The sequence below is a fragment of the Frankia sp. CcMO1 genome, assembly GCF_977945845.1.
Genome location: NZ_CDWTMG010000024.1, coordinates 22,710 through 39,830 on the forward strand (window position 1 = coordinate 22,710; position 17,121 = coordinate 39,830).

Genomic DNA, 17,121 nt, shown 5'->3' on the forward strand with positions numbered 1-17,121 from the left:
GATCCGCCAGCGTGTCGACGTCACGTCGCAGTCCCGGTACCGAGCCACCGAGGGTTCCCGTCAGATCCACCGCTCCGGAGCGACGGTGCGTGGCGTGACTGTGTGGTCCGAATGCGGGCTGCAGGATGGCGCCGGCCGACGCGGTCAGCAGAACGGTTCCCGTTCCGGCCGCGTCGGCGAGAACCGCGCGACGGTGCTGGCTCGCCTCGGACAGCGCCTGATGCAGCTCGGGGGGGCGCAGCGCGGGAAGGTCGGCGGAGAGGGCAGCCACCGCACGGGTGGGCCAGCGGGCCGAGGCCAGCGCGGCGCCGTGCACCAGGGCGGGATTGAGACCTCGGTCGGGTTCGTCCGGAATCACGACGAGCCGAGCACCCCTCGCAGCCGGGGAAAGGTCCGGTCGATCTGCGCCGATATAGTGGAGATTGGGGAGAGCCGACAGAGCGTGGTCGGCCGTCTGATCGTTCGTCACGATCATCACGGCGCCGACCAGACTGGTCTCGGACTCAAGTACCGCCGTCACCGTGTCCAAGACCATCGCAAGGGCCAGCCGGCTCCGGTCGGGGCGGTCCAGCCGGGTCTTCGCCCGGGTGAGGTTCTTCAGCGGCAGCACGACTGTCCAGGACACTCCGTTTCGTGGGAGCCACACGAAGGCGACCATAGGCCATGCCGACCCCGTGGTGCCCCGGGTCCTCCGGGCGCGGGCTGAACGCCGGAGCCGTGGCGCGTCCCCGGCATGCGGCGCATCCTGCGTGGTACCCGTCAGATCGGCGTCTACGGTCAGAGTGAGGACGCGGCGGGATGCGAGGTGCGAGGTGTCCAGCCGGCCGGACGTCGGTACCATGCGCGCGATCCATCCGGAGGGCACAATTATTGTCGATTCCCGCCACAAGGTAGAAAACGCCTCGATCGGTGTCGCCTTCCTCGTACCCATCGTCGGGGTTGCGATCGCTCCCCGCGCTCGGCCGGACGTTTCCCGGGGGACGAGGTGAGACGGGCCGCGGTGCTTACGGCCGGGTCCTGGGGAAGCGTGTTCGCGAAGGTCCTCGCGGATGCCGGAGCGCGGGTCAACCTGGTCGCCCGTGACCCTGAGATCGTCCGGGCGGTCAACACCCGCCATGTCAATCCGCGCTATCTGCCGGCGATCCAGCTGCCGGACCGGGTGCGCGCGATGTCCGACGCGGGGGAGGCGCTGGCCGGCGCGGAGTTCGTGGTGCTGGCCGTACCGTCTCAGGCGCTGCGCTCCGTCCTCGTGGGATGGGCGCCCCTGATTGGGCCCGACGCCGTCTACGTCAGTCTGATGAAGGGGGTGGAGGTGGGCAGTCAGTTGCGGATGAGCGAGGTCATCACGCAGGTCACGGGCGTGTCGCCGGACCGGATCGCGGTGGTGAGCGGTCCGAATCTGGCGCCCGAGATCGCCGCCGAGCAGCCGGCGGCGACTGTGATCGCCAGTACCTCGACGAGCACGGCGGAGGCCGTCCAGGCGGCGTGCTGGACGGCCTATTTCCGCCCCTACACCAACACCGACGTGATCGGCTGCGAGCTGGGCGGAGCGATCAAGAACATCATCGCGCTGGCTGCCGGCATGCTGGAGGGAATGGGTTTCGGCACCAACAGCCTCGCCTCGTTGATGACGCGCGGCCTGGCCGAGACCCTCCGACTCGGGGTCGCGCTGGGTGCCGATCCGATGACCTTCGCGGGACTGGCGGGACTGGGGGATCTCGTGGCGACCTGCGGCTCCCCGCTCTCGCGCAACCGCACCTTCGGCGAGAAACTCGGGCGTGGCCTCACGCTCGCGCAGGTGGAGGCCGAACAGCAGCAGGTCGCCGAGGGGGTGCGCTCCTGCCGCCCCCTGCTCGCCATGGCCGATGACCTGGGCGTCTCCATGCCGATCACCCGTCAGGTCGAACGGGTCCTCTATGAGGGTCTTCCTCCGATGGAGGCCGTCAAGGATCTGATGAGTCGGGAGCCGGGCCCGGAGTACCGGCTCCGTCTCTGACCTGCCCGCGCGCCTGACCTGCCCGCGCCTGGCCCGGCAGCACCATCGTTCCGGTCAGGCCGGGGCGTGGTCGGTGCCGGGGGGCGAACCCACGGCCTGCGTGTCGATGAGCGCTCCGATCGAGCGCAACTTACCCACCGGGTCCTCGTAACCGCGTTCGAGGAAACGGGTCCCGCGGATGACGCTGGTGCCGTCGGCCACCAGCGCGGCCAGCACGTAGGCAAAGCCGGCGCGCAGGTCGGGGATCGCCAGATCACCGCCGGTGAGGGAGGTCGGCCCGCTCACGACCGCCGAATGCTCGAAGTCCCGGGACGCGAACCGGCAGGCCTTCCCACCGAGGCACAGGGTCGACAGGGCGATGTCGGCGCCCATCTCGGCCAGCTGTCTGGTGTACCCGAACCGGTCCTTGTAGATCGTCTCGTGGATCACGGAGGCACCCCCGGCCTGGGTGAGCAGGACGACCAGGGGCTGCTGCCAGTCGGTCATGAACCCGGGGTGCACGTCGGTCTGCACATGTGACGCGGTCAACGGCCGGGCCCGGAAGAAGGTCATTCCCCGCGGGGTGACCTCGAACTCGCCACCGAGCCGGCGGAGGTGGTTGAGGAAGGTCGCCAGATGTTCCTGGCGGGCACCGACCACCTCCACCCTGCCGTCGGTGGCCACCGCGGCCGAGGCGAAGGACGCCGCTTCGATGCGGTCGTGGATCGGGGCGTGGGTGGCTCCCCGCAGTGCGCCGACCCCCTGCACCACGATCGTGCGGTCGACTTCCACGTCGACGAGGGCGCCCATCTGCTGCAGGAACATGATGAGGTCGATGACCTCGGGTTCCACCGCCGCATTCGAGATGACGGTCGTACCCTGTGCCCGGACCGCGGCCAGGAGCAGGTTCTCGGTCGCGCCGACGCTCGGGAACGGCAGTGCGACATGGGTGCCGTGCAGACCCAGCGTCTTGACCTGGACGGAACGTATCTGCTCGACGATCTCTGCACCCATGGCACGCAGGCCGGCGAGGTGGAAGTCGACGGGGCGCTTGCCGATCCGGCAACCGCCGGGCAGCGGGATCACGGCTTCGCCGACGCGGTGCAGGAGCGGGCCCATCATCAGGATCGGTATCCGGTTGACCCCGGAGTAGGCCTCGGACAGCGACGCGTCGATGATCTTTTCGGTGGCGAGTCGCACAGTGTGCTCGTCCAGCCACTCCACCTGAGTGCCGAGTTCGGCGAGCATGCCCAAGACCACGTCGACCTCGGCGATCCGAGGCACCCGGGTCAGGGTGCACGGCTCTGGCGTGAGGAGGGTGGCGACGAGCAGCTTGGTGACCGAGTTCTTGGCCCCGGACGCCTCGACCGAGCCGGTGAGCGGAGCACCGCCGACGATGCGGTACCATCTTCGGTCCGTGCTGGTGGATGGTACCACTCCCGAGCTGTGCGCCCCCACGGGCTACCTCCACGGTGATGATGCGGATGCGTGACGTGCGTCAGGTCACGTGCGGCGGGGCGATTGAACCAGACGCCACCGGCGCGGCCCGAGCCCGACTCTCAGGCCGCTACCTACGGTGACGATAGCCATGGTCTACCGGGCCGATCCCCGCGCCGAGCGGAAAGCCGCTGGCCAGGGCGCCACTGACGTAGGCCTTGGCGGACTGTGCGGCCTCGGCGTGACCACGCCCCTGCGCCAGGTGCGCGGCGATCGCGGAGGCCAGCGTGCAGCCGGTGCCATGGGTGTGCCGCCGGTCCAGGCGGGGGCTTCGGAGGACGACCTCGGTGGTCCCGTCGGTGAGCAGGTCGACCGCGTCGCCGGGAAGATGCCCGCCCTTCACCAGCACCCAGCGCGGGCCCAGGGCGAGCATCGCCTCGGCGGCTCTGGGCAGGCCGGCGATGTCCCGCACCTCCACCCCGGTCAGCAGACGTACCTCGTCGAGGTTCGGTGTGGCGATGGTGGCACGGGGCATGAGCTCCGTACGGACCACCTCGACCGCCTCCGGGGCCAGCAGGGGGTCGCCGTGCTTGGAGACGCTGACCGGATCGACCACGACGGGCACGTCGAGCCGCGAGAGCTCGGCGGCGACCAACGAGACCAGTGCGGCGGAGGAGAGCATCCCCGTCTTCACCGCGTCGACCCCGATGTCCGCCACGACCGCTCTGATCTGGGCTCGGACCGCTTCCGGAGGGAGATCCCACACACCATGGACGCCCAGGGAATTCTGTGCCGTCACCGCGACGATCGCACTCATGCCATGGACGCCGAGGGCGAGCATCGTCTTGAGATCCGCCTGGATGCCCGCGCCGCCGCCCGAATCCGATCCGGCGATCGTCAGTACGCGGGGCGGGGCGGGGCTCGGTCCCGGCGGCGGCTCGCTCCGGATACTCCGAGCGTTCGCGTGTCTCCTATTCATCGCTCTGGGTAGCGTCGTCGTGGTTGCCATCACAACCGGGTACCGAGCCGACCAGCTGACCCCCACGATTGGGGTTCCGGATGAGGCCGGGCGACCCCTCAGTCGGTCGCCGCCGGCCGATCTGAGTAAATTCCTCGACCTCGGAGGCTCTCATCCGGGCCGTTTGCCTGTTACCTTCTGTCGGCCCGTAGTTCTGCTCGACGGGCTGTCGACGTCCGACGAGGGAGCGTCTGTGGTCCACGCGTACATCCTTATCCAGACCGAGGTCGGCAAGTCCTCCTCGGTTGCCAAGGAGATCGAGCAGATCCCCGGGGTCACTCAGGCCGAGGACGTCACCGGCCCCTATGACGTCATCGTCCGGGCGGAGGCGGCCACCGTCGACGACCTCGGGAAGATGGTCATGGCGAGAGTGCAGTCGGTCGACGGCATCACCCGCACGCTGACCTGCCCGGTTGTTCACTTCTGAGCTTCTCCGTCCCGACGTGGGTCAGGTCGGCTCCGGGACGGGGGGACCCGGTGACGCCGGTGGCGCGCCAGAATCGGGACATGGCCACCGGTGGTGAGCAAGCCGAGTGGGGCGGGCGCCCGGCAGGGGGCAGGCGCCGGCCGGGGCGGTCAGGTCGGTCTCCGGTGTTCGTCGCCTCGTGGGTCCTGCTCGCGCTGGTCGGATGCGGCGGTCCCGGATCGATCCGGCTGACCAACGTGCCGATTCCCGCGGAGTCGGCCCGCTCGTCGTGCGTGGACCTGGTCCACGACCTTCCCCCGTCGCTCGGGGACGACCTCGACCGCCGGGCACTGGACCCCCCGCAGACCACGGCAGCGGCCTACGGCGCGACGCCGGTGGTGCTCACCTGCGGCGCGTCGGGTCTTCCGGCAAGCTACCGTCCCGATGCGATGCTGTCCGTCGTCGACGATGTGGGGTGGTTTGCCGAGGACCTGGGCGGGACGACGGTGCGCTATTCCACTCCGACGCGGCAGCCCCAGGTGGTTCTCATCCTGCCCGCCGACGTGCAGGCGTTCGAGGTACTCGTCTCGGTCGCCCCCGCCGTGCGGGCGCACAGCAGGTCGACGACATCCTGAGACGAGCTCCCGGCCATTCCGCCCGGCGGAACGCCTCTGCGCCGTCACGGGCCCGGGTGGCGTGAGGTGCCGGGCGGTCAGCGCAGCCCCGCTCCGTCGCGCAGGGCCAGCCTGACGAGCCGGTCCACCAACTGCGGATAGGTGACCCCGCTCGCCTCCCACATCCGCGGGAACATCGAGGTAGGGGTGAAACCGGGCATCGTGTTGACCTCGTTGATGATCACATGGTGGTCAGCCGTGACAAACATGTCAACCCGCGCGAGCCCGGCGCAGTCCAAGGCCTCGAATGCCGCGATTGCCACTCTCCGCACCTCCTCCCGTACCGCGTGGGGCAAATTGGCCGGGACGTCGAAGTGGGTGGCGTCGGACATGTACTTGGCCTCGAAGTCGTAGAAGCCGGCCGAAGATGTGACGATGATCTCGGCGGGCACGCTCGCCTCGGCACCGGGGCCGTCCAGAGTTCCGAGGACCCCGCACTCGATCTCGCGGCCGACGATCGCCGACTCCACCAGGACCTTGGGGTCGCTGGCGCGGGCTGCCTTGATCGCGGTGTCCAGGTCCGCCCAGGCATCGACCCGGCTGATCCCGATACTCGACCCGCCGCGCGCGGGCTTCACGAAGACGGGCAGCCCCAGCCGTTCCTGGTCGGCCCCGGTGAGCGTGTCACCGGCCCGCAGGACGGCGTAGGACCCGACGGGAAGGCCGGCGGCCCGCAGCAGTGCCTTCATGTGTTGCTTGTCCATGGCGGCCGCGCTGGCGAACACCCCGGAGCCGACGTAGGGCAGGCCGGCCATCTCCAGGAGGCCCTGGACCGTCCCATCCTCCCCGAAGGGGCCGTGGAGCAGCGGGAAGACCACGTCGATGTCCCCGAGGGTGTCGCCGCTCCCGAGGGTGCTCCTGGCAGCGTCGAGGCCGCCGCGGGGGCGGCGCGGCAGCAGACCGGGCGTCGTCGGATCCGCGGCCAGGACGACGCTCTCACCGCGGGCCGCGACGACGGCGGGCAGCCGGTCTCCCGTCACCGCGAGGGCGGTCGGGTCGTCCGGCAGCATGACCCAGCGGCCATGCATGTCGATGCCGACCGGGACGACGTCGTAGACGTCACGATCCAGGGCTCGCAGTACGCCGCTGGCCGATACACAGGAAATCGCGTGTTCGGTGCTGCGGCCACCGAACAGGAGGGCGAGCCGAATCCGACGCCTGGAGCCTGCCATGCCGGGACACTAACGGATCGGCGTCGGTGACCGGCACCGTACCCGACGTGGATGTGGCCGTGCTCCGCCTCGACGTCCGCGGGAGGCCCGCGTCCGGTGTCGCCCCCTCCGGCCGGAGGGCTCAGGCGCGAGAGACCTTGCCCGCCTTGATGCAGGAAGCGCAGACGTTCAGCCGCTTGGGGGTCCCGCCCACGACCGTGCGCACGGTCTGGATGTTGGGGTTCCACCGACGGCGCGTGCGTCGGTGGGAGTGGGAGACCGACATACCGAAGCCCGGCCCCTTGCCGCAGACGTCACACACCGAAGACACGAGAAACACTCCGTCGAAGTAGTAGCCGAAGTCGAAGTAGTACTGGTCCCGGTAGGCGTGCCCGGGACGTCAGGGGACTCAGAACCAGGATCGTACGCAACCCGGAACCCGCAACCCCGACGGCGCCGCCGGGGGACGCGCGTAGCGATGACCCGCTTGAGGTTACCCCACCTTCTGTGGCCCAGATGATGCGGCGGGAGCCGGTGGGCCTCGGTACTGTCGGTGGTCCGGTGCACTATCGGTGATGTGGTCGACCTCGACACGCCCCTGAAGGCTCTCGTCGGCGCGCGTGCCGCCGCCCTCTTGGCCGATGGCCTGGAGCTGAGGCTGGTTGGTGATCTGCTGGGGCACCTGCCCCGCCGGTACCACGAGAGAGGCGAGCTGACGGACCTCGCGGACCTCGTCGTCGGTGAGACGGTGACGGTCCAGGCCCGGGTCGAGAAGACAGAACGCCGCCCGATGCGCGGCACCCGGAAGTCGATGGTGCGCGTGACGGTGACGGACGGCCGGCATTCACTGTCGCTGACCTTCTTCAATCAGAGCTGGCGGGAGCGTGACCTCCGTCCCGGGACGACCGCGCTGTTCGCCGGCAAGGTCGACGAGTTCCGCGGGCGGCGTCAGCTGACCAACCCGGAGGTCCAGCTCCTCGAACCCGAGGAGAGCGGGGAAGCCGCCAGCGGTGCGCCGTTCGCGAACGCGCTGGTTCCGATCTACCCCGCCTCCGCCAAGGTGCCGAGCTGGACGCTGGCGAGGTGCGTCCGGCTGGCGTTGGACTCTCTCGATCCCGTCGAGGATCCGCTGCCGGACGATCTCCGCAGCCGGTACCGCCTGCCCGCTCTGGCCGAGGCCTTCCGGCTGGTTCACCAGCCCGCGAACCGTGGTGAGATCGCCTCCGGTCGTCGGCGCCTCACCTGGGATGAGGCTCTGGTGTTGCAGGTGGCGTTGGCCCAACGGCGTCGTGAGGTGGAGGCGATGGCGACGACACCCCGGCCGCAGCGTCCGGATGGTCTACTGACGGCGTTCGACGCCGCTCTGCCCTTCCCCCTCACGACGGGCCAGCGCGAGGTGGGGAAGACGATCGCGGCCGAGATCGGTCGGCCCGTTCCGATGCATCGCCTGCTGCAGGGAGAGGTGGGTTCGGGCAAGACACTGGTCGCCCTGCGGGCGATGCTCACCGTGGTCGACACGGGCGGTCAGGCGGTACTCCTGGCGCCCACCGAAACTCTTGCCGCTCAGCACAGCCGAAGCCTCCGGGAGATGCTCGGCGACCTGGCCCGGGCAGGAGAACTAGGAGCCGATCATCGGGCCACGCGGGTGACGTTGGTCACCGGATCGATGGGGGCGCGTGCGCGGCGGGAGGCTCTGGCGGAGATCGCAGACGGTTCCACCGGTCTGGTGGTCGGCACTCATGCCCTGCTGCACGATGAGGTGATCTTTAGCGATCTTGGTCTGATCGTCGTTGACGAACAGCATCGTTTCGGCGTCGAACAGCGGGACACGCTGCGAGCGCGTGGACGACGTCCTCCCCACCTTCTTGTGATGACCGCGACGCCGATTCCCCGGACGGTCGCGATGACCGTGTTCGGTGATCTCGAAGTCTCCGAGCTCACTGAACTGCCGGCGGGACGCTCTCCCATCGGGACGTTCGTGGTGCCGGCGAGCCAGAGATCCTGGACGGATCGGATGTGGGGACGAATCCGCGATGAGGTGGCCGCCGGGCATCAGGCCTATGTCGTGTGTCCCCGGATCGGTGCGGGCGGGGAGGATGAGTGCGGGGAGGATGACCCCGCCGGATCCTCGGCGGCTGGTCCGGATCCGCGAGCGTCCCGACCAGCTGCGACAGTGTGTGAGGTGCTGCCCCTGCTGGTGGATGGCGATCTTGCGGATCTCAGGGTTGAACCACTGCACGGTCGTCTCGCACCCGGGCAGCGGGAGGCCACCATGAACCGATTCGCGGCCGGCGAGGTCGACGTGCTGGTCGCCACCACCGTCATCGAGGTGGGAGTGAACGTACCGAACGCAACAGTGATGGTCGTCCTGGACGCGGACAGGTTCGGTGTGTCCCAGCTGCACCAGTTGCGCGGGAGGGTCGGCCGGGGCACCGCGCCCGGCTGGTGTCTTCTGCATACAGCGGCCGAGCCGGGATCCCCCGCCTGGGAGCGGCTCAGCGCGGTCGCCGCCACCAGCGACGGGGCGAAGCTGGCCCGTCTCGACCTCGCGCAGCGTCGGGAGGGCGATGTGCTTGGGGCCGCTCAGTCCGGCGGGCGACGATCCCTGAAGCTCCTGGAACTTCTTCGTGACGAGGACCTGATCCGCGACGCACGCGCGGAGGCCGGTCGCCTGGTTGACGACGACCCCGGGTTGGACCGGCATCCCGCACTGCGCCGGCTGCTCGACGCGGTTCTCGACGACACCAGTGTCGCCTTCCTCGAGAAGGGATGACCGGGTGGCCCGATGACGCGCATCATCAGTGGGACCGCGGGTGGTCGGCGGCTCGTGGTTCCACCCGGGACAACCACCCGTCCGACCTCGGAACGTGCCCGTGAGGGATTGTTCAACACCTTGTCGACCTGCCTGGATCTGCGGGGCGCTCGGGTTGCCGATCTTTATGCCGGATCTGGTGCGGTCGGTCTGGAAGCGCTGTCTCGGGGTGCCGCTCATGCCCTTCTCGTTGACCGCGATCCGGTCGTGATACGCACTCTGCGGCGGAACGTGACAGCGATGGGACTGTCGGGCGCGAAGATCGTGCAAGCCGCGGTAGAGCGTGTGGTGCAGAACGCCTCGGGTAATCCCTACGACGTGGTTTTCCTCGATCCGCCGTACGCGATGCGCGACTCGGAACTCGGCGAAGTGCTGTCAAAGCTGCTGGCGGCCGCCTGGTTGACTGCGGACAGTGTCTGCGTTGTCGAAAGATCGCACCGCTCGGGCCCGGTCGCCTGGCCTGACGGGTTGTGTGCGCTGCGCGACCGGAGGTACGGGGAGGGCGCTCTCTGGTACGGTATTCGATCATGAGGAGGGCAGCCTGTCCCGGTTCATTTGATCCGATCACCAACGGTCATCTCGACATCATCGTCCGAGCGAGCAGACTCTTCGATGAGGTCGTGGTCGCCGTATCGATCAACAAGAACAAAGTCACCTTGTTCACCGTCGACGAGCGGATGGAGCTCATCAGGGAGGCCCTGCGTGATCATCCGATGGCGCCGTCCAACGTCCTGGTGGATGCGTCCCACGGGCTGATCGTCGATTTTTGTCGGAGCAGGGGTATCCAGTCGATCGTCAAAGGACTGCGTGCGGTCAGCGACTTCGACTATGAGCTTCAGATGGCGCAGATGAACAATTCGCTTGCGGGCGTGGAGACTCTTTTCATGAGCACGAACCCGCAATACGCTTTTTTGTCCTCCAGCCTGGTGAAGGAGGTCGCGCGTTACGGGGGCGATGTGTCGGGGCTGGTACCCGATGTGGTACTCAAACAGCTCCGTGAGCGTCTCGCTCAGTAACTCCCGCCGGGTGGGTAGCCGCCGACCGACTTCCGCCGGGCTCTCCCGCCGTTCCCGACCGTCCGGGCTCCGGGCCGGTCGCGGGGGGGGGGTGAGCGGTGCCCGAGTGGGTTCCTGGGCGGAGGTCCGCCGCCCGCCGGGCTCGGGTGCCCGGAGATCTCGGCAGCCTGATCGGATCGTCCGCGGCGCCGATCGGATAGGCTAGGACCGCAGTAGCTGACCGGCTCGGTAGTTAGCCGGCTCGGTAGCTGACCGGCTCGCAGTAGCTGACTGGCTGGAGTCTGTTCGTCGATCCTCTGGGAGGGTCCAGGCCTCTGGGAGGGTCCAGGGCGCCGTCGACGCCGGGCCGCCTCCGTCGTCAGCGACGCCGGGTAGCTATACCACCACGAAGGCCCTGTTTCGGCCGGGCTTCCTGACATTGACGTAGATGTGAATTTGACTGCCGCCATGACTGGATCCCACTCTCGCCGTCGGACCCCGAAGGGTCCCCTTGTGCTGGACACCCGTGAGCTCGGTCGGCGGCCCGGGTCGATGCGGCTTGTCCGGGCGGAGGCGGAACTTCCCGCCGGTCTCGGAACCGAGATGATGTGGGTGCCGGCTGGCGCGAGCGCCACCTTGGACCTGCGTCTCGAATCGGTGATCGAGGGTGTTCTGGTCAGCGGGACCGTCGTGGCGCCGCTTCGGGGTGAATGTGCGCGCTGCCTGGACGACGTGTCTGAGGCCAGCATGGTCGAGTTTCGCGAGCTGTTCTACTACCCTGACCGAGCCGTGGACCTGGGTGACGACGAAGACGCTCGGGTACTAATCGATGATCATGCGGACATCGAGCCCGTGGTGCGGGATGCCCTGGTGCTCAACCTTCCGCTGTCACCCATCTGCCGCCCGGACTGTGCGGGACTCTGCGTGGACTGCGGGGTGCGTCTCGACGATGTCGAGCCTGGACATTCCCATGCGCGATCCGACCCGAGATGGGCGGCGCTGTCCGCGCTGGCCGACAGCGGAGCAACGGGAACCGAGAAGGGTCGCACCGACCCTCATGAGAGCAAGGAGAAGGAATAGTGGCCGTCCCGAAGCGGCGCACCTCGCGCAGCAACACCCGGTCCCGGCGTTCGCAGTGGAAGGCCAAGGTGCCGACCCTCGCAAAGTGCTCGCGGGGGCACGTGATCCGGCCGCACACCGTCTGTGGCACGTGCGGCCGGTACAACGACCGTCAGGTGCTTGACGTCTGACCCGGTGTGACACGTATCGCTGTTGACCTGGTGGGGGAGGGGTCCCCTTCCGGGCCTCTCCTCGAGACATTGCCCAGTGCGCTCGACGCCGATCCGCATCTGGTGCTCACTCTGGTGACATCCGGTGACGCCGTCCGGGATGACCTTGCTCGCCTGGGAATTGTGCCAGGCGAGCGCGTTCTGCTCGCCACGGCCGCTCGCGGCGTTTCGGCGGGCCCGGAGGCATTGCGTGAAGTGCGAGCACGTCGGGACTCCGGCGTCCGGGTAGCGGCGCGCCTGGTCCGCGACGGACATGCCGATGCGATGGTCTCGGTAGCCCCGGCCGAAGCCGTGGTCGCCTCGGCTCAGTTCACCTACGGTCTGCTACCCGGGGCGACGCGGGCCACCCTCGCCTCGATTGTCGGCGGGTCGAATGCCCCCGTCGTGCTGTGTGACGCGGGGGCGACGGTTGATGTGACGGCGGACGAACTCGCCCAGTTCGCGGTCGCGGGCAGCGCGTACGCCGCGGTTCGCTTCGCCGTCGACGCTCCTCGCGTCGGGCTTCTGACGGCGCGTCCAGCGATCCCCGACACCTTGCGGCGAGCCGCCGACGAGCTGCTCCGATCGCTTGATCTGCACTATGTCGGCCCGCTGACGGCTGATCGGCTCCTCGCGGCTCCGTGGACGGGCGAGCCGGGCGACGGCCAGAGGATCGATCATCGCCGCGGAGTCGACGTGGCGGTCACCGACGGATTCACCGGAGATGTCCTGATGTCCGTCATCCGGGGGATGCGATGGTGGGAATCTCATCGGGGTACGGGGCACCCGCCCAGGGCCGGTCTGGATCCGGGATGGGGAACGTTGGAAGATCCTGATGTGCGGGGGGGAACGATCGTGCTGGGGGTCGATGGTGTCGCGGTCCACGCGGAGCGGGCGCCGGGTGAAGCCGGCGACAGCCAGGCAGTCGGGCTGCTCGCGGCGCTGAGGGCGGCGTCGGCCGCGGTCCGTGTGGACCTGGCTTCTCGGACCCGAGCGGCGATGGCGACCTTGGTGGCGCATCGCCGGGCCTTGGCCGGGCTGGTCGGATGACCCGCCAGTTGCCACCCCCGCCGCCGCGGGACGGCCTGATCGAGGTACTCGAGGTCGCCATCGACCCCGAGCTGCTCGACCGCGCACTCACCCACCGCTCCTACGCCTACGAGAAGGGCGGCCTGCCCACCAACGAACGCCTGGAGTTCCTGGGCGATGCGGTGCTTGGTCTGGTGGTGACGGCGGCATTGTTCATCCGCCACCCGGATCTTCCCGAGGGGCAGCTCGCCAAGCAGCGGGCCTCGGTTGTGAACATGCGGGCTCTCGCGGACGTGGCACGGGGGATCGGACCCACCGGGCTCGGTCCGTACCTACTGCTGGGCCGGGGGGAGGAGACCACCGGGGGACGCAACAAGGCGAGCATTCTCGCCGACACCCTCGAGGCCATCATCGGGGCGGTCTATCTGTCCTCAGGCTTCGACGTGGCCTCCGGTTTCGTGCACCGTCTCTTCGATCCCCTGCTGGACGAGGCCGCCGGCCGGGGCGCAGGGCTTGACTGGAAGACCTCACTGCAGGAACAGACGGCGGTGCTGGCTCTCGGACCGCCTGAATATGTCGTCGAGGAGGCCGGTCCGGACCACGCGAAGCGGTTCACCGCCTACGCGAGGATCGCGGGAGAGCCACTGGGCGAGGGCGAAGGGGGAAGTAAGAAGGAGGCTGAGCAGCGGGCGGCCGCCGCGGCTTTCGCGGTTCTCGAGGAACGGTCGGCCCTGGGGCGGGAGGACGGTTCGGGCGTGGATGTCGTCGGCGGAGATCACGAGAAGTCCGCCATCGGCGGCCTCGATCACGATCGGGTCTCGGGCCCGTGAGAGCGGATGATCACCCGTTGCCTCGATTCGCTTCCTCAGTGGTGGCGACAGATTCATCGAGCCACGTCGAGGGTCCGGTGTCATCCCACTGACCCGGCCCGATGACCGGAGATCATGCCAGAACTCCCCGAAGTAGAGGTTGTTCGCCGCGGTCTGGAACGTGGTGTCGTCGGTCGCGTCATCGCATCGGTTGACGTCCACCATCCTCGTGCGGTGCGCCGTCATCTGGCCGGTGCCGCCGACTTTTCGGCGCTGCTCGTCGGCTGCCGGATAACGGCGGCACGACGTCGCGGCAAGTATCTGTGGCTGGTGCTTCAGCCGCCGGTAGACCATGCGGCGTGCGCTCCGGTGGTTCCAGAAGAACCACCGGAGGAGGAATCAGCTGCCGTGCTGGCCGAGATGTCTCCGCCTGCCCTGCCCCCAGGTCATCCGGCCCAGGGGGATGCGCTGATCGCCCATCTCGGGATGAGCGGACAGTTGCTCGTCGTTCCACCCGCCACCCCCGACCAGAAGCATCTGCGGATCCGGTTCGTCTTCACGGACGGAGGACGCGAACTGCGATTTGTGGATCAACGTACCTTCGGTGGCCTGGCGGTCGCGGTGGGGGAAGCGGATCTGCCTGCTCCCGTCGCGCACATCGCCAGGGATCCCCTGGACCTCGCCTTCGACGAGCGCCTCGTCACGGAGAGGATGCGTCGACGCCGTACCGGCGTGAAGCGGGCCCTGCTCGATCAGACACTTGTCAGCGGGGTCGGGAACATCTACGCGGACGAGGCCCTGTGGGCCGCGAAGCTGCACTACGCGCGGCCGACCGAGACCCTCACTCGGGCGGAGGTCGGCAGGCTGCTGGATTGCGCGCGGACGGTGATGACCGCGGCTCTCGAGGCGGGCGGTACGTCCTTCGACCGCCTGTACGTGTCGGCGGACGGAGTCAGCGGGCTGTTCGAACGGTCGCTACAGGTGTACGGCCGTGCGGGTCGGCCGTGCACACGATGCGGAGACGCGGTGCGCCGGGACGCTTTCATGAACCGGTCGAGCTTCACCTGCCCCACCTGCCAGCCGCACCCAGGGCGGGCCAGATGGTAAGGTTCGATCACACGTTCGAATCCCGCGACTCTCGGGTGCCTGCGGCTCTCGGGTGGGGTGCCGGGCGTGGCGTCCGCGATAGTCGGTGGGGAGCCAGACCTGCCGCGGCGTTCACAGTTATCGCCTCGTCCAGGGCCGAGACCGGGCTGCCGGGATCGGTGAGGCATCATCCGACACGTCGGTTGGCTGGCCTGCCCCCGACGCGACATGGACGGAGGCGCGATGAATCCGGATGCCCTGCTCGGTCGTATACGGAAGCTGTTGGCGATGGCGGAGGCGGAGGGGCTGAGCGAAGCCGCCCGCGAAACCTATAACAGCAAGGCAGCCGAGCTGATCGCCCAGTACGGGATCGACCGCGCGCTGGTCGAGGAGGCGTCGCCGCACCGCGTCGAGGCGGCTGACCTGGTGGTGGCCGTCGATTCGCCCTATGCCCGGGACAAGATCTCGTTGCTCGCGGGCATTGCCGCACCGCTTGGTTGTCGGCTCGTGTACCGGACCGAGCAGCGTGCAGTGGGGACGGGGCACTCCGCTCATCTGTTCGGGATGGATGCGGATATCCACCGCGTGCAGATGTTGTTTACCTCGTTGCTGGTCCAGCAGGCACAGGGGTTGGCTCTCGCCCGTCCGCCACGCCGGGAGGACCCGCGGGCGTTTCGTCGGTCGTGGATGGCCGGCTTCGCGGTGGCGGTGGCGGAGAGACTGACCAGGACGGAGCGGATGGCCCGGGAGCGGGCGCAGACCCAGCAGAAGCAGACCCGGGAGAACGGATCAGACGGGCCCTCGACGACGCCGTCGGTGGGCGTCGTCCTGGCGAATCGAAGCCAGCGGGTGGATGCGCACCTGGCAAGCGTCTACCCTAGGTTGCGAGCGCCAAGGACACGCCAGCTCTCCGGGAGCGGCGGTCGTGCGGGCTACCAGGCCGGCGAGCGGGCTGATCTTGGTCTGGGTAACCGGGTGTCCAGCCGCGTCTCACCGGCGATCGGCATGAGGTGAATCGTAGGGGTGGTAGTTATGAGTGGTACTGACTACTATTTGCCGCCCGGCAGATTGGGCACCGCTGTCTGGGTAGGCCCTGCGGTACGCGGCGGGGCGTAGCCAGGACCAATAATCTTGTCTGCGCTGTCGACCGGCTCCGGGGTCACCTGGCGGTCACCATCGGTGCTCGCGTGCGGGGCGGGTAGCGTGCCGCCGTCCTGGGAGAAGTTCTGGCCGCAACCGCTGAGAAGGAGTGCCGAGCCGAGAGCTCCACACGCGAGTAGCACGGCAGCGGACCGGCGGCGGAAACGTGGCCGGTCCGGCCGTTCCAGTCGATGATCATCCTGTCGCCGTGTCCCTCTCGGTCGGCCTGCCATGTCTGGGAAGTATGTGGTATCCACAATGGCTAGTACCCTACCGTGCTGATGAGCGATGTATCCGCGGAGCAGAGGGAGTCCGGACACGCCGTGGTCCGATTCACTGCCCGGGTCGCCGGCCTTGTCCAGGGCGTCGGCTTTCGTGACTACGTGCGTACCCGGGGCCGGCGCCTGGGCCTGGTCGGATCCGCCACCAACCTCCCGGACGGGGCGGTCGAGGTGGTTGCGGAAGGGCCGGAGCCGGCCTGTCGTGACCTTCTGCACTTGTTGATGACGGGTCACACCCCTGGGCGGACGGACAGGGTGGAGGCTGTGTGGCAGGTGGCGCAGAGCGATCTGACCGACTTCCGGCGAAAGTGACTGGTTGCAGACGCTGTGTTGTCGGAACTGTCGTGGGGATGACCGTCCGCTTTTTACATGTTCACCGGACCGGCTCGGGAGCATGTGGCATGCTCTTGACTTTCGGTCACTCGACGTGGGAGCCTGGAGTCATTGTTTGGGGCGCACTCTGATCTGTTCGGATCTTGTGCTGTCTGACACCCACTAGGTCACTCATCGTGGAGGACCATCACTATGGCGAAGGCCCTTTTTGGCCACGTCGGTTCCGGCGGCGACTTGCGTCTCTCTTACGAGGTGCGTCGGCTTCGTGCCCGTGTAGCGGAGCTCGAGGCAGAACTGGCTCGAGTACGTGAAGTCAACGAGGCGTTGGTGGGTGGTGTCGACGTGCCGGAGGATGTCCGGGCGCTCGACGCTGAACCGGCGTTCAGCTGAGCTGGCGGGGCGTTTCCCGGGGAGGCGCCCCCTCATAGTGGGTATGCCCGGTTACGTGGGCAAGGCTCCGTTTCTGCGGGTGTCATGATCACCGAGGTCGCTGAGATCGTCGGATCGGTCGTTCTCTTGCCGGCTCGTCTCTGTCCAGTGATGTTGCCTGTGTGTCTCGGATCACCTTGGCGGCTCTATAGTGGCTCTTCGAAGTTAAGCGGGTTTGAGGCATCTGCGGGCTCGGCGGGTGGTTGCGCAGCGTGTTCGTAGCCGCTGGTTTTCGGGGTTGCGGTAGCCGAAGGCGTTGCGGGCGTCGAGCTCGATGA

18 protein-coding genes and 1 pseudogene are annotated in these 17,121 nt (G+C 68.3%); 14 read left to right on the plus strand and 5 right to left on the minus strand.

What is annotated here, in order from left to right; genetic code table 11:
• Positions 1 to 25 precede the first annotated feature (25 nt).
• A pseudogene (cofC, locus tag AC08OU_RS05510) lies at positions 26 to 931 on the minus strand (2-phospho-L-lactate guanylyltransferase); the annotation flags it as partial.
• A gap of 54 nt (positions 932 to 985) precedes the next feature.
• Between cofC and AC08OU_RS05515 the strand changes: the two are divergent.
• On the plus strand, positions 986 to 1,996 hold the full coding sequence (locus AC08OU_RS05515; protein ID WP_476599831.1) for an NAD(P)H-dependent glycerol-3-phosphate dehydrogenase: 1,011 nt from the start codon (positions 986 to 988) through the stop codon (positions 1,994 to 1,996).
• Between the two features lie 54 nt (positions 1,997 to 2,050).
• On the opposite strand, the gene murA is transcribed toward AC08OU_RS05515, so the two are convergent.
• Positions 2,051 to 3,433: a UDP-N-acetylglucosamine 1-carboxyvinyltransferase gene (gene murA, locus AC08OU_RS05520; protein WP_476604442.1), complete on the minus strand. Its 1,383-nt coding sequence runs from the start codon at positions 3,431 to 3,433 to the stop codon at positions 2,051 to 2,053.
• Positions 3,434 to 3,542: 109 nt separating this feature from the next.
• Positions 3,543 to 4,391: a bifunctional hydroxymethylpyrimidine kinase/phosphomethylpyrimidine kinase gene (gene thiD, locus AC08OU_RS05525; protein WP_476600581.1), complete on the minus strand. Its 849-nt coding sequence runs from the start codon at positions 4,389 to 4,391 to the stop codon at positions 3,543 to 3,545.
• A 232-nt stretch (positions 4,392 to 4,623) separates the two neighbouring features.
• Between thiD and AC08OU_RS05530 the strand changes: the two genes are divergently transcribed.
• Together AC08OU_RS05530 and AC08OU_RS05535 are read left to right on the plus strand one after the other, a co-directional pair.
• Positions 4,624 to 4,857: an Lrp/AsnC family transcriptional regulator gene (locus AC08OU_RS05530; protein ID WP_011437987.1), complete on the plus strand. Its 234-nt coding sequence runs from the start codon at positions 4,624 to 4,626 to the stop codon at positions 4,855 to 4,857.
• An 80-nt stretch (positions 4,858 to 4,937) separates the two neighbouring features.
• A complete protein-coding gene (locus AC08OU_RS05535; RefSeq protein ID WP_476604443.1) occupies positions 4,938 to 5,471 on the plus strand; it encodes a DUF3515 family protein in 534 nt (177 codons plus the stop codon).
• A gap of 77 nt (positions 5,472 to 5,548) precedes the next feature.
• On the opposite strand, the gene AC08OU_RS05540 is transcribed toward AC08OU_RS05535, so the two are convergent.
• Entirely contained in the window at positions 5,549 to 6,682 is a 1,134-nt protein-coding gene (locus AC08OU_RS05540; protein ID WP_476600579.1) for a D-alanine--D-alanine ligase family protein, read from the minus strand.
• 121 nt (positions 6,683 to 6,803) lie between these two features.
• Positions 6,804 to 6,992 (minus strand): 50S ribosomal protein L28, encoded by a 189-nt coding sequence (rpmB, locus tag AC08OU_RS05545; protein WP_011437984.1) that lies wholly within the window; start codon positions 6,990 to 6,992, stop codon positions 6,804 to 6,806.
• Positions 6,993 to 7,238: 246 nt separating this feature from the next.
• Between rpmB and recG the strand changes: the two genes are divergently transcribed.
• The 11 genes from recG to AC08OU_RS05600 all read left to right on the plus strand — a co-directional run bounded on the left by recG (position 7,239) and on the right by AC08OU_RS05600 (position 16,804).
• Positions 7,239 to 9,434: an ATP-dependent DNA helicase RecG gene (gene recG / locus AC08OU_RS05550; RefSeq protein ID WP_476600577.1), complete on the plus strand. Its 2,196-nt coding sequence runs from the start codon at positions 7,239 to 7,241 to the stop codon at positions 9,432 to 9,434.
• 12 nt (positions 9,435 to 9,446) lie between these two features.
• The gene (gene rsmD / locus AC08OU_RS05555; RefSeq protein ID WP_476600575.1) at positions 9,447 to 10,004 is read left to right on the plus strand and encodes a 16S rRNA (guanine(966)-N(2))-methyltransferase RsmD; all 558 of its coding nucleotides are present in this window, start codon (positions 9,447 to 9,449) and stop codon (positions 10,002 to 10,004) included.
• On the plus strand, positions 10,001 to 10,489 hold the full coding sequence (gene coaD, locus AC08OU_RS05560) for a pantetheine-phosphate adenylyltransferase (protein WP_011437981.1): 489 nt from the start codon (positions 10,001 to 10,003) through the stop codon (positions 10,487 to 10,489). The genes rsmD and coaD overlap by 4 nt, the downstream gene beginning before the upstream one ends.
• A gap of 447 nt (positions 10,490 to 10,936) precedes the next feature.
• The gene (locus AC08OU_RS05565) at positions 10,937 to 11,548 is read left to right on the plus strand and encodes a YceD family protein (protein ID WP_476591574.1); all 612 of its coding nucleotides are present in this window, start codon (positions 10,937 to 10,939) and stop codon (positions 11,546 to 11,548) included.
• Positions 11,548 to 11,718 carry a 50S ribosomal protein L32 gene (rpmF, locus tag AC08OU_RS05570; RefSeq protein WP_011437979.1) on the plus strand — a complete coding sequence of 57 codons (171 nt, stop codon included), beginning with the start codon at positions 11,548 to 11,550 and terminating at the stop codon, positions 11,716 to 11,718. Before AC08OU_RS05565 ends, rpmF begins: the two co-directional genes overlap by 1 nt.
• A 6-nt stretch (positions 11,719 to 11,724) precedes the next feature.
• On the plus strand, positions 11,725 to 12,786 hold the full coding sequence (locus tag AC08OU_RS05575) for a phosphate starvation-inducible protein PhoH (protein ID WP_462202744.1): 1,062 nt from the start codon (positions 11,725 to 11,727) through the stop codon (positions 12,784 to 12,786).
• Positions 12,783 to 13,595, plus strand: a complete 813-nt coding sequence (gene rnc, locus AC08OU_RS05580; RefSeq protein ID WP_462186108.1) for a ribonuclease III — start codon at positions 12,783 to 12,785, stop codon at positions 13,593 to 13,595. The genes AC08OU_RS05575 and rnc overlap by 4 nt, the downstream gene beginning before the upstream one ends.
• Positions 13,596 to 13,709: 114 nt before the next feature.
• Positions 13,710 to 14,681: a bifunctional DNA-formamidopyrimidine glycosylase/DNA-(apurinic or apyrimidinic site) lyase gene (gene mutM, locus AC08OU_RS05585; RefSeq protein WP_476600573.1), complete on the plus strand. Its 972-nt coding sequence runs from the start codon at positions 13,710 to 13,712 to the stop codon at positions 14,679 to 14,681.
• A gap of 222 nt (positions 14,682 to 14,903) precedes the next feature.
• Entirely contained in the window at positions 14,904 to 15,674 is a 771-nt protein-coding gene (locus AC08OU_RS05590) for a DUF2786 domain-containing protein (RefSeq protein WP_462202743.1), read from the plus strand.
• A 407-nt stretch (positions 15,675 to 16,081) separates the two neighbouring features.
• Complete coding sequence (locus AC08OU_RS05595) at positions 16,082 to 16,393, plus strand: acylphosphatase (protein WP_035731396.1); 312 nt, start codon at positions 16,082 to 16,084, stop codon at positions 16,391 to 16,393.
• Positions 16,394 to 16,606: 213 nt separating this feature from the next.
• A complete protein-coding gene (locus tag AC08OU_RS05600; RefSeq protein ID WP_462202741.1) occupies positions 16,607 to 16,804 on the plus strand; it encodes a hypothetical protein in 198 nt (65 codons plus the stop codon).
• Positions 16,805 to 17,121 lie beyond the last annotated feature (317 nt).